This is a genomic window from Arthrobacter sp. SW1, from assembly GCF_001766675.1.
Lineage (GTDB): Bacteria > Actinomycetota > Actinomycetes > Actinomycetales > Micrococcaceae > Arthrobacter.
The window spans coordinates 543386-554307 of record NZ_MJLT01000045.1 but is presented as its reverse complement, the minus strand read 5'-3'; the positions used below and the strand labels follow the sequence as shown (position 1 = coordinate 554307).

Genomic DNA, 10922 nt, shown 5'->3' with positions numbered 1-10922 from the left:
CGGACCTCTTCCCCGTTTCCCGAGGCCCTTCAACCCAGCCTTCCGAACCCAGGCTGCCCCGGTCGCTGGATTAATCCCGCAAGCTTTAGCAGCCGCCGTCGTGTCCTGCAGACGATCAAACACTACGAAAAATGCGTCCTTATGTTCCTGCCGGTACCAGCCAGAACCTGATGAATCACCGCTTAAACGAACCACGGTCGTTGCAACTCCCGAAGTCAGGGTGTTGCAACGACCGCTAGAACCCGCCCAGCGGATTTGGGGCCCCAAGTGTACGTTCGCGCTTAAGAGGGTGTCAGGGGGTGGTGACGCCCTCCGCGATCCCGAGCCGGGCCAAGGAAGCACGCAGGGCCTGGGCGGACTCGAGGATGAAGCGTTCGCCGTCGTACGGGATGGCCCGGAACTCGGAGATCGGCACAGCCTCGCCCCGCTCCACTCGGCCTTGGTGCTCTGCGGCCATCTCCCGGATGCGGGCCACCTCGGCAGCATCAAGGTCGGGGTGCACGGCGAGCCACTCGGGATCATCCAGGCCGATGGGCAGGTGCAAGGTGGGCCCCGCGTTTTCGATCGACAACGGCAGCTCCGGGTTGGCCTCGTGCAAGATGCCCAGCACGGTGTCCCAGTCGATGGAACCCTGCCCGATGGGAGCGAACACCCGGCCGAACACGCCCTCCTGCTCCCCCAGGATGAAGTCGCGGAGGTGGGTCGCCCTGGTGTAGGGCGCCACGCGCCGGGCGGCGGCCACCGGATCCTCACCGCGGACCACCACGTTGGCGGTATCGAAGGTGACACCCAGGACGTCCGGGCCCACCGATTCCACCAGCCGCACCACCTCGTAGCTGGTGATTTCCTCGTGGGTCTCGATGTTCAGGTGCACGCCATGGTCCCGGGCCACGGGGGCCAGAAGCCGCAGGAACTTCTCGATGGCCACCAGCTGGTCCGGCCACGGGGCGTCCGTGCGGAAGCGATCGAACACGTAGTAGCCGGGCATGCCGCGCTGGTAGTTGGCGCAGGCCACCCACAAATCGGTGACACCGGCGGCCTCGTGCGCAGCTTCGATCATCTTCACCATGCCGCGGGTGTAATCGCCGTCGCCCAGTTTGCGGACCTGCGGGGCTTCCGAGGCGGCATACGGATTCACCTTGGCGAGGCCCATCTGCAGGTACAGCCCGAGCTCGTCCGCGCAGGAGCGGACCTCGGCCAGCAGTCCGCGGTCCAGGGTGGGCGATACGTCCATCACGGTGCGGAAGTACACGCCTTCCATGCCCAGCGCGTGCGCGCGTTCGAGGATCCGGACCGCGGAGTCCCCGTCCTCGTGGGGAATCTTGCTTCCATCAACACCAATTCGCATTTTCTTGTCCTTCCAGCTGTGGATGTCTTGGGCCCGGCCGGAACCCGCCGGTTCCGGCCGGGCGGGAGCGGCTAGCGCCCCCAGTTGTAGAAGCCGTACGTCGGCGAGTATTCGAAGTGCTTCACAGCCTTGGCCAGCACTGCCGTGAACTGCGCGCGGTACAGGATGATGGTGGGCGAATTGGCCCGCCAGGAGTCCACCAGCGCGTTGATGTACGGCAATTGCGAATCCAGGTCGGAGGCCGCGTTGAGCTTGTCCATGAGCTCCGGGGTTCCGGGAATGCAGATGTGCTGGTTGTTGAAGGTGCTGCCGCAGGTCATCTTCTTGCGCAGCTCGTACGCAGCCACGGCACCGCCGCTTTCGAACAGCAGGGCGGACTGGTACTTACCGGTGTTGAAGCGGGTGGCGAAAGCAGTGGGCGTCTGCGAATCGATGTTCACGTTCACCCCGACGTCCTCCCAGGACGATTTCAGGATGGTGGCCAACGTCGAGACGCCCGGCACGGACGGGTTGATCATCAGGTCGATCGCAGGGTCCTTCAGTCCCGATTCCTTGACCAGTGTGCGGGCTTTCTCCTTGTCCATCGGCCGCGGGGCCGAACGCTCGGCGTCGAAGCCCGGGATGCCGGGGACGAACGGGCCGTAGTAGCTGTCCGCGTAGCCATAGGCCACGCTTGAACGGATCTGGTCATACGGCACCGCATACGTGAGGGCCTCGCGCAGTTTCGGATTGGCGGTGTTGCCCGAGGAATTGTCGAGCGACACCGTCACGGGCGCAAAGGCAGGCGCGGTCGTGACGCGGCAGCAATCTTCCTGGCTGAGCTGGTGCACGACATACGGCGGCAGGCCAAGCGTCACATCGGCCTCGCCGCGGCGGGCCTGCAACATAAGCGTGGGAATCGAGGTGATGAAGTTGACCTGTACCTCGGCTTCCCTGGCGGGCGGACCATAGTAGTTCGGGTTCCGTTTGAGGACGGCGTAGTTGTTGGCGACGTACTCTTCCAGCACATAAGGCCCGCTGCTGCTGGCCGTGTGCGAGGCCAGCCATTGGTTGGGCACACCCTTCTGGTCTTCACCGTGTTCCTTGATGACCCGGGGATCGTAGATGGATCCACGGCTCTGGGCCAGGGTCACCAGGATGGCCGGGTAGGGCCGGGACAGTTCCAGGCGCACGGTCTGCGGATCCACCACCACGGTGTCCTTGATCAGCGGCGGATCAGTCAGGCCGATCTGCAGGCCCAGCGAACCGCAGCCGCCGATCGTCAGGTTGCGCATGATCGAATACCGGACTGCCTCGGCGTCCAGCGGGTTGCCGTTGGCGAACTTCGCTCCCGGACGCAGCGAGAAGGTATAGGACTTGCCGTCCGGGGATACCGTCCAGGAGGCGGCGAGGTCGGGCTTGACCCGTTCGGGTTCGTTGACGGCCACGAGGGTGCCGTCTGCCTGCGGTTCCTGGTCCAGCTTCACCAGTCGGGCGTAGAAGTTGCTCGCGAAGCTGTTCTCATTGCCGGCGCACACGAAAGCGGGGTCGATGTTGGTCAAGGAAGCCGCCCAGTTCACCGTGAAGGGGCGGTCGGTCGCGGCGGTCGGGGCAGCCGGCTGCGCACAGCCCGCCAGCACACCGGACAGGGCGAGCGTCCCGACGGCGGCGAGCACCGTCGTCGTCCGTTTCAGGAGGGTCAACATGTCACTTTCCTTCCATGGCGTCGGCGGTTCCCGCGGCGGCGAGCGCCGCGGTCTGCTGCTGCGCTGCCTGCTGCTGTGCTGCCCGACGGCGGGCGCCCGGCACGGCGTCGAGCAGCGCCCGGGTGTACGGGTGGGTGGTGTTGTCGAAGACGTCAGCGGAGGTTCCGGCCTCCACGATTTCGCCGGCGTTCATGACGGCGATGTGGTGGCTCATGAGACGCGCCACTGCGAGGTCGTGGACGATGAACAGGTAGGTCAGGCCGAGTTCGTCCTGCAGGTCGCTGAGGAGGTTGAGGACCTGGGCCTGGATGGATACGTCCAGCGCACTCACGGGTTCGTCCAGCACCACGAGGTCCGGGTTCAGCACGAGCGCGCGGGCGATCGCGATGCGCTGGCGTTGGCCGCCGGAGAACGCGAACGGGAAGCGCTGGGCCTGTTTGACGCTGATGCCCACGCGGTCCAACACCTCGGACACGCGGCGGGAGCGTTCGGCGGCGTCGGTGACGCCGTGCACGATCAGCGGCTCCTCCACGAGGTCGGCCACGGTGAAGCGCGGGTCAAGCGAACCGTTGGGGTCCTGGAAGACCATCTGGATGCGGCGGCGCATCCTGCGCATCTCCGGCTTGGACAGCTTGGTGAGGTCCACGCCGTCGAACTCGATCAGTCCGCTGTCCACGCCCGTCAGGCCCATGACGCAGGCGGCGGTGGTGGACTTTCCGCTGCCGGACTCGCCCACCAGTCCGAGGGTCTGGCCGCGCCGCAGTTCGAAGGAGACATCCCTCAGGATCTGCGTACGGTGCCGGCTGCCGATGCCCTTGGCGTAGGACTTGTTCAATTTCTCCACCCGCAGGAGCGGGGTGGCGGCGGAGGTGTTCATGCGGTGCCTCCCTGGGGATCGTTGGCGAAGTGGCAGCGGACGACGGCGCCCGTGGACAGGCTGCGGGGCTGTGGCCTTTCGACGGCGCAGCGTTCCTGGTCCCGGCCGATCGGGCAGCGTGCCGCAAAGGCGCAGCCGGGTTCGTCCACCGAGAGGTCCGGCGGTGAACCCGGAATGGCGGGCAGCGCGCCCCGCCGCGCAGTGGCGGGATCGATGACGCAGTCGAGCAAGGCCTTGGAATAGGGGTGTCCCGGTGAGGCGAACAGCGCCTCGGTGCTGGTGCATTCGACGAAGCGGCCGGCGTACATGACGTTCACGGTGTCGCAGAGTTCCTCCACGATGCCCAGGTTGTGGGTGATCATCACCAGGGCGTTGCCCCGTTCGTCACAGATCTTGGCCAGCAGGTCCAGCACCTGCGCCTGGGTGGTGACGTCCAGGGCCGTGGTGGGTTCGTCGGCCACCACCACCGAGGGGTCGTTGGCGATGGCCATGGCAATCAGCACGCGCTGGCGCATGCCGCCGGAGTACTGGTGCGGGTAGTCGGAGATCCTGCGGGCGGGATCGTTGACGCCCACTTCGCCAAGGAGCTCGCAGGCCAGCTTCCGGGCGGCTTTGACGGACATGTCCTGATGGACGCGGATGGTTTCGACGAACTGGCTGCCGATGGTCCTCAAGGGATCCAGCGCCGCCATGGGGTCCTGGAACACCAGGCCGATGTCCTTGCCGCGGATCCTGGAGATCCCGGCATCGTCCAGGCCAACGATTTCCTTGCCGTTGAGCTTGACGCTGCCGCCCACCACGCGGCCGGGCGGCGGCACCAGGCCCAGCAGGGACATGGCCATGGCGGACTTTCCTGAACCGGATTCGCCCACGATCGCCAGGCGCTGGCCTTGGCGGAGGTCGAAGGAGACGTCCCGGACGGCGTGGACCGTGCCGAGGCCGGTCACGAAATCGGTGCGCAGGCCACGGACGCTGAGCACGGGTCCGCGGGAGTCCGCGTCCTGGCCGCCGGCGCCCGCCACATCCGGGGCGGGGATGGAGAGTGCGTTGCTTTGCATCAGCGTGCTCCTACTCGGGTGCGGGGATCTGCGGCGGTCATGAGGAGGTCGGCCAGGAGGCTGACCACCACGTAGAGGACGGCTGCCAGCAGGAGGACGGCCTGGACCACGGCGAAGTCTTTCTGGATGATGGCGTCCGCGGTCATGGATCCGATGCCGGGCCAGCCGAACACCTTCTCCACCAGCAGGCTTCCTGCGAGGAGGTCTGCGAAAAGGAGTGACGCGGCGGGCAACAGGGACAACAGGCCGTGGGGTGCCACGTGGCGGTTGTAGACCGGGAAGCGGCGCAGACCGTGGCTCTGCGAGACGGCCACGAACGTTTCGCGCAGCGTGCCGCGCAGCTGGTTGCGGTACAGGCGGCTCAGGAAGGCGAAGGGGCCCAGTGCAACAATGGTCGCCGGCAGGATGAGGTGCCACACAGCGTTGGCAAAGGTTCCCCACTGGCCCGTGAGGAGGGAGTCGATGGTGAACATTCCGGTGATGTTCGGCGGCTTCACCATGCCGGGCGAGAGCCGGCCTTCGGGGCCGGGGAACACGCCGAGCTGGATGGAGAACACCATCAGGGCCAGCAGTGCGATCCAGAACGGCGGCGAACCCATGGCCAGCGAGGACGCTGCACGTACCGCCTGGTCCGGCCACCGCCGTCGGGAATAGACCGCGAAGCTCGCCGCGAGAACGGCGGCAACAATCGCAATAATCACGGACAGCAGGCCCAGTTCGAGGGTGGCGGGAAGCCGCTGGCCCAGCAGCGTGCCCACGCTGTTGCCGGTGCTGTAGGAGAAACCGAAGTCGCCCCGGAGCAGCGCGCCCATGTAGTTGCCGTACTGGACCAGGAGGTTGTCGTCCAGGCCCATGGACTTGCGCAGCGCCGCGACGGTGTCCTCGGTGGCGGTGTCGCCGGCGATGGCCCGGGCGGGGTCGCCGGGAACCTTCCGGAGCAGGACGAAGGTGAAGATCGAGGCCCCGAAGATGGTGGCCAGTGCCACGCCGAGGCGCTTGAGGATGGTGTTGGTCATGGCACGCCTCACTTCGCCTGGGTGAACTCGCCGCGGGGGTCCAGAACTTCCCGGGCCCGGTCCGCGATGACGGTGGTAAGCGTGACGGCGGCCAGCAGGCCCAGGCCCGGGAAGCCGGCGATCCACCACTGGCCGGTCAGGAAGAACTGCTGGCCTTCGGTGATCATTTCGCCCCATTCCGCAGTGGGCGGCTGGGCGCCAAGGCCGAGGTATCCGAGGGCGGCCAGGGAGAGGACGGCCGCGCCGAAGACGGCGGCCATCTGCAGGATCATGATCGGCACCAGGTGCGGCAGGACGTGCCGGAACAGCACGCGGGCCGGGTGGGCGCCGATCGCCATGGTGGAGCGGATGAAGTCCTGGCCGTAAAGCCGCATGACTTCGCCGCGAAGGGTCCGCATGTACCAGGGGAAGGAGTGCAGCGAGAGGCCGATGACGGCGGCCGTGACGCCGGGCTTGAGCGCCATGGCGATGGCCATGGCCAGCAGGAGCGCCGGGAAGCACAGGATCGAGTTGGTCAGCCAGGTGAAGAGCGTGTCCACCCAGCCGCGCATGGAACCGGCGAGCAAGGCCGTCACGCAGCCGACGATTGCCCCGATCAGGGCGATGGCCAGGCCGGCGAGGATGGACGTCCGGCCGCCGGCGAGGAAACGTGCCATGACGTCGCGGCCGGTGTCGTCCGTACCCATGGGGTGGGCGAGGCTGGGCGGCTGGAGGACCGCGCCGAGGTTGATGGCCTCCGGCTGGATCCGCCAGAGCAATGGACCGGCCAGGGTCAGCAGCACCAGGGCTGCCAGGAGGGACAGGGTGAGCGTGAGCTTCCGGTCCCGTTTGAGGAAACTGCTGAAGGGCCGGCGCCGGGCCGGAACAGCGGCCTGGGGGGCGGCTAGTGCTGTCATGAGAGTCCTTCCTCTCCTGAAAGGATCGTGGCCGGCGCGGCAATGCCGGCTCCGATCGATGTGAGGATCCGCCGCATCGTTGCGGCGCTGTGGAGCAGTTGTCGACGGCGTTCGGCAGGGGCGGGGTCTTCGTCCCAGTCGGCGAGCGCCGGGATGTCCCCGCGCGCCACGCCGTCGTGCGTCAGGGCCCCGAGCCGGGCCAGCTGGCCGAGTTCCGGGGCGTCAAGGTGGGGTTCGTAGCGGAACCATGAACGGTCGAATACAGGGGTGTCGAACTTTCCGCGGTGTTGTTCGAGGGTGAAGTCGCGGACGCCGGAGCCGAGCAGGCTGCCCAGGAGCAGCTCCCAGTCCAGGACGCCCTCACCGAGCGCACGCAGCCTGCGGCGGTAGCCGTGCGGCACGGCGAAGAGGACCAGGTCCTCCAGATGGGTCATCCGGACCCACGGTCCGAGGGCCGCGGCGACGGCGTGGGGATCTTCGCCGCGGACCACGAGGTTGGCGACGTCGAGCCCGATGCCGAAAACAGCCGGATCCAGGCTGTGCGCCAGCCCCAGGACTTCGGCGGAAGCAAGGTCCTCGTGCGTCTTCACGTTGATCCGGACCCCGGCGTCTGCCGCCCGTGCGGAGAGGGACTCCAGCGTGGCCCGGACGAGCCGCAGCTGCGCGGGGTGGTCCAGGAAACGCCCTTGTTCAAGCAGGCCTTCCCGCACGGAACGGGTGTAAACGAAGAACTCCGTGATGCCGAGTTCCAGTCCCCGTTCCAGCGCCCTGCGCAGTTCCGCGCGGACCGTGGCGGGATCGCCGGCCGGTCCGGCGCAACCCAGTCCGAGTTGGAGTTCGACGCCGGCGCGCCGGGCTTCCGCTGCCACCTCATCCAAGCGGTCCTCCACTTCGCCCGAAAGCTCCGCGGCGATGTTGTTCAGGACCACCAGCGTGAAGCCATCTTCCACGGCCTGGCGGAGTGATGCGGTCAGCGGCAGTTCTTCCAGCCCGGGGTAGCGGGTGAACTGGATGCCGAGGCGGACGGTGGGGATTTCTGCGGTGTGCAGTGGTTTCGATTCCCGAATCTCTTCTGTGATCTGGGTCATGTCGATCAAGATACACTCGTAAGACGTCTTACGAAAGGGTGGATTTTTAAACGCCCATGTGAGACGCTTCGGGAACGTAAGAACCAGAGGGGGCACCATGGCGGTGAACGGCAGGCGCAGCGTGGTCGATGAGGCAATCGACGACATCCGCCAACGCATTCGGCAAGGCGAATGGGGTCTGGGCGACCGCATTCCACCCGAACCCGAACTCGGCAAGGCCCTGGGCCTCAGCCGGGCTCCCCTGCGCGAGGCGCTGCGTGCACTGGTGCACGCGGGCCTGCTCGTCACGCGGCAAGGCGACGGCACGTTCGTCGCCGCCGTCGACGAACAGGAAATCGCGCTCCGCAAGGGATTCCAGGACGCGGACCCGTTCGAAGCCGTCGAAGTCCGGCGCAGCCTCGACGTGCCCGCCGCAGCCTTGGCGGCCCAGCGCCGGGACGATGCGGACCTGGACAAGCTCCGGGACGCGTTGGACCGCCGTCGCGCGGCAGCCGAAGCGCACGACGACGACGGCTTCCGGGCGGCGGACATCGATTTCCACCGCGCGGTGGTGGACGCCGCGCACAACCAGCTCCTCGCTGGAATCTACGGGTCATTGGCCGCGAGCATCGATGGGTCCTGGACCTCGCCCGCCGGCCTGGAACGCGCAGCCCACGCGGGCCATGACCACCACGACGACCTTTTCGAAGCCATCCGCGACGGCGCCGTACAGGACGCCATGCTGGTGGCCGGAACCATCCTGGACAACCAGGCATCCGACTTGGAGAACACATGATCACACGCATCAAGGCCGCCTTCGTGATCGGCTATGCCGACGGCGACCACTGCATCCTGCCCGACGCCGAACTGGTCCACGAAGACGGGACCATCCTGTTCGTCGGGCGGGACTATGACGGCCGCGTCGACAACGAGGTCGACGCCGGCCAGGCCATCGTCTCCCCCGGCTTCATCGACCTCAACGCGCTGGCGGACATCGACCACGCCATCTTCGACTCCTGGCACGGACCGGACACCCGCCTGGGCTTGGTCTGGTCCGAGGAGTACCTCAAGGACCACGGCGCCGTCTTCACCCGGGAAGAATCCCGCTTCCGCCGCGAATTCGCGCTCTCCCAGCTGCTCCGCAACGGCATCACCACCATGATGCCCATCGCCTCCGAGGCCTACCACGAATGGTGCGAGGACTACCAGGACATGGCCGATACCGCCGAGGCCGCTGAAGCCCTGGGCATCCGCGCCTACCTTGGTCCCAGTTACCGCACGGCCGTGCCATATACCGACGGCACGCGTGTGCTTCTTCACGAGGACGAACGGCGCGGCCTCGAAGGGCTCGAGGACGCCATCCGCTTCGCACAGGATTATGAAGGCCGCGCCAACGGACTCATCCGGACCGCCCTGCTTCCTGCCCGGATCGAGACGCAGACCGAACAGACCCTCCGCCTCACCCGCAAGGCCGCCGACGAGCTCGGCATCCCCGTCCGCCTGCATGCCGCCCAGGGACTCTCCGAAATCGAAATCATGGTGGCCCGCACAGGCAAGCGCTCCCTGCCCTACCTGGCGGACCTCGGCTTCCTCGCCGAAAAGACCTTTGTCCCGCATGCCTGGACCATCCCCGGCCACCCGCTCATGCCGGAAGCCTTCGGCACCGGGGACGACCTTGCCCTGCTGGCGGACTCGGGGAGCAGCGTGCTGCTCTGCCCCATTCCGATGGCGCACTACGGTGGCATGCTGGACAGCTACGACTCTTACCGCGAGCGCGGCGTCCGGATCGTCATGGGCACCGACTCCGCGCCGCCGAACATGATCCGCGCCCTCGACCTCGCCATGGGAATGACCAAGGCCATCACCGGCAACCGTGCCAGCGCGCAGGCGGCGGACCTGTTCCGCTCAGCCACGCTGGACCCGGCCGAAGCCTTGGGCCGTCCGGACCTCGGCCGGCTGGCCGCAGGCGCACAGGCCGACTACTTCGTGCTGGACCTGAACGGGCAGCACATCGGCCCGTATGCGGATCCCATCCGCACCATGGTGATGAACGCGGACGGCCGCGACATCACCCGCGTGGTTGTGGCCGGGCGCACCGTGGTGGAAAACGGAGACATCGTCACCGTGGATACCTCCGATTACCGCGGGCGCGCCCAGGGCTTCCTGGACAAGTACATCGCCTCGCTCAGCGTTTCCGACCACGCCAAGCGCCCCACCCCGGAGCTGTTGCCTCCGAGCTTCCCCGTGCGCTGACAACAACCGTGCTCTGACAACGAAAGGAAACTTGTTGTGAAAACTTCTGTTGAGAGGCACGGAGTCACCCGGCTCAACGAACTGTCCGGTGACGAGTTCATCAACGTGATGCCCGAACTGTGCCATCTTCCCGTGAAGGACTGGGCGGTCGACGTCGAGCGCCAGCGGCCTTTCACCGGCTTCGAGGACCTGATCGCGAAGGCGCGCTCATCCGTCACGGCCCTGAGCGACGCGAACGTGGTGGCCGCACACGTGGGCCTGCGTCGGCTGGGCTCCCGCCACGATGGCTTCACCGGCCGGCGGCTGCGCTGGGCCAAGCAGGAATCCGCCCGCATGGACCGGGACGAAGACGCCCTCCAGGACCTCAACGAGGCCCAGGACGCCTACGAAGCAAAGTTCGGCCATGTCTTCCTGATCTGCGCAACCGGCCTGACGAACGAGCAGATGCTTGCGGCGCTCAAGTCGCGCCTGGCGAACTCACCCGAAGCGGAGTGCGACGCCATCCGGGAGGAACTGCGCAAGCTGGTCGAAATCCGCCTCACGAAGCTCGTCGATGAACTGGACGACCCGGAAACCGCGCTCATCGAGGCGTAGCACCCCCGGCGGTTGAGCCAGTCGAAACCGAGCCCGTCGAAACCCGGTGGTTGAGCTTGTCGAAACCGAGCCCGTCGAAACCCGGTGGTTGAGCTTGTCGAAACCGAGCCTGTCGAAACCCGGTGGTT

At 66.9% G+C, this 10922-nt stretch carries 10 protein-coding genes; 3 read left to right on the top strand and 7 right to left on the bottom strand.

Going from position 1 to position 10922, the window contains the following annotated elements; all coding sequences use genetic code 11:
* Nucleotides 1-292: 292 nt before the first annotated feature.
* The 7 genes from BIU82_RS15920 to BIU82_RS15890 all read right to left on the bottom strand — a co-directional run bounded on the left by BIU82_RS15920 (nucleotide 293) and on the right by BIU82_RS15890 (nucleotide 7968).
* On the bottom strand, nucleotides 293-1348 hold the full coding sequence (locus BIU82_RS15920) for a sugar phosphate isomerase/epimerase family protein (RefSeq protein WP_070350392.1): 1056 nt from the start codon (nucleotides 1346-1348) through the stop codon (nucleotides 293-295).
* Nucleotides 1349-1419: 71 nt separating this feature from the next.
* Nucleotides 1420-3033, bottom strand: coding sequence for an ABC transporter substrate-binding protein (locus tag BIU82_RS15915; RefSeq protein WP_070350391.1), 1614 nt, complete (start codon nucleotides 3031-3033; stop codon nucleotides 1420-1422).
* A gap of 1 nt (nucleotide 3034) precedes the next feature.
* Complete coding sequence (locus tag BIU82_RS15910) at nucleotides 3035-3910, bottom strand: ATP-binding cassette domain-containing protein (protein ID WP_070350390.1); 876 nt, start codon at nucleotides 3908-3910, stop codon at nucleotides 3035-3037.
* Nucleotides 3907-4968, bottom strand: coding sequence for an ABC transporter ATP-binding protein (locus BIU82_RS15905; protein WP_083292378.1), 1062 nt, complete (start codon nucleotides 4966-4968; stop codon nucleotides 3907-3909). The genes BIU82_RS15910 and BIU82_RS15905 overlap by 4 nt, the downstream gene beginning before the upstream one ends.
* The gene (locus BIU82_RS15900) at nucleotides 4968-5984 is read right to left on the bottom strand and encodes an ABC transporter permease (RefSeq protein ID WP_070350389.1); all 1017 of its coding nucleotides are present in this window, start codon (nucleotides 5982-5984) and stop codon (nucleotides 4968-4970) included. Before BIU82_RS15900 ends, BIU82_RS15905 begins: the two co-directional genes overlap by 1 nt.
* Nucleotides 5985-5992: 8 nt before the next feature.
* A complete protein-coding gene (locus BIU82_RS15895) occupies nucleotides 5993-6880 on the bottom strand; it encodes an ABC transporter permease (RefSeq protein WP_070350388.1) in 888 nt (295 codons plus the stop codon).
* Nucleotides 6877-7968 carry a TIM barrel protein gene (locus BIU82_RS15890; RefSeq protein WP_070350387.1) on the bottom strand — a complete coding sequence of 364 codons (1092 nt, stop codon included), beginning with the start codon at nucleotides 7966-7968 and terminating at the stop codon, nucleotides 6877-6879. The genes BIU82_RS15895 and BIU82_RS15890 overlap by 4 nt, the downstream gene beginning before the upstream one ends.
* A 97-nt stretch (nucleotides 7969-8065) precedes the next feature.
* On the opposite strand from BIU82_RS15890, the gene BIU82_RS15885 reads away from it, so the two are divergent.
* The 3 genes from BIU82_RS15885 to BIU82_RS15875 are packed head-to-tail and all read left to right on the top strand — an operon-like array spanning nucleotide 8066 to nucleotide 10794.
* Nucleotides 8066-8743, top strand: a complete 678-nt coding sequence (locus BIU82_RS15885) for a FadR/GntR family transcriptional regulator (RefSeq protein ID WP_070350386.1) — start codon at nucleotides 8066-8068, stop codon at nucleotides 8741-8743.
* Nucleotides 8740-10200, top strand: a complete 1461-nt coding sequence (locus BIU82_RS15880; RefSeq protein WP_070350385.1) for a chlorohydrolase family protein — start codon at nucleotides 8740-8742, stop codon at nucleotides 10198-10200. Before BIU82_RS15885 ends, BIU82_RS15880 begins: the two co-directional genes overlap by 4 nt.
* A 36-nt stretch (nucleotides 10201-10236) precedes the next feature.
* Nucleotides 10237-10794, top strand: a complete 558-nt coding sequence (locus tag BIU82_RS15875) for a 2-oxo-4-hydroxy-4-carboxy-5-ureidoimidazoline decarboxylase (RefSeq protein ID WP_070350384.1) — start codon at nucleotides 10237-10239, stop codon at nucleotides 10792-10794.
* The last annotated feature ends 128 nt before the right edge of the window (nucleotides 10795-10922 follow it).

Bases quoted from the DNA above. Each gene is read 5' to 3' on its own strand.
- BIU82_RS15920 (WP_070350392.1), bottom strand. From the start codon at position 1,348: ATGCGAATTGGTGTTGATGGAAGCAAGATTCCCCACGAGGACGGGGAC.
- BIU82_RS15915 (WP_070350391.1), bottom strand. From the start codon at position 3,033: ATGTTGACCCTCCTGAAACGGACGACGACGGTGCTCGCCGCCGTCGGG.
- BIU82_RS15880 (WP_070350385.1), top strand. From the start codon at position 8,740: ATGATCACACGCATCAAGGCCGCCTTCGTGATCGGCTATGCCGACGGC.
- BIU82_RS15905 (WP_083292378.1), bottom strand. From the start codon at position 4,968: ATGCAAAGCAACGCACTCTCCATCCCCGCCCCGGATGTGGCGGGCGCC.
- BIU82_RS15900 (WP_070350389.1), bottom strand. From the start codon at position 5,984: ATGACCAACACCATCCTCAAGCGCCTCGGCGTGGCACTGGCCACCATC.
- BIU82_RS15885 (WP_070350386.1), top strand. From the start codon at position 8,066: ATGGCGGTGAACGGCAGGCGCAGCGTGGTCGATGAGGCAATCGACGAC.
- BIU82_RS15890 (WP_070350387.1), bottom strand. From the start codon at position 7,968: ATGACCCAGATCACAGAAGAGATTCGGGAATCGAAACCACTGCACACC.
- BIU82_RS15910 (WP_070350390.1), bottom strand. From the start codon at position 3,910: ATGAACACCTCCGCCGCCACCCCGCTCCTGCGGGTGGAGAAATTGAAC.
- BIU82_RS15895 (WP_070350388.1), bottom strand. From the start codon at position 6,880: ATGACAGCACTAGCCGCCCCCCAGGCCGCTGTTCCGGCCCGGCGCCGG.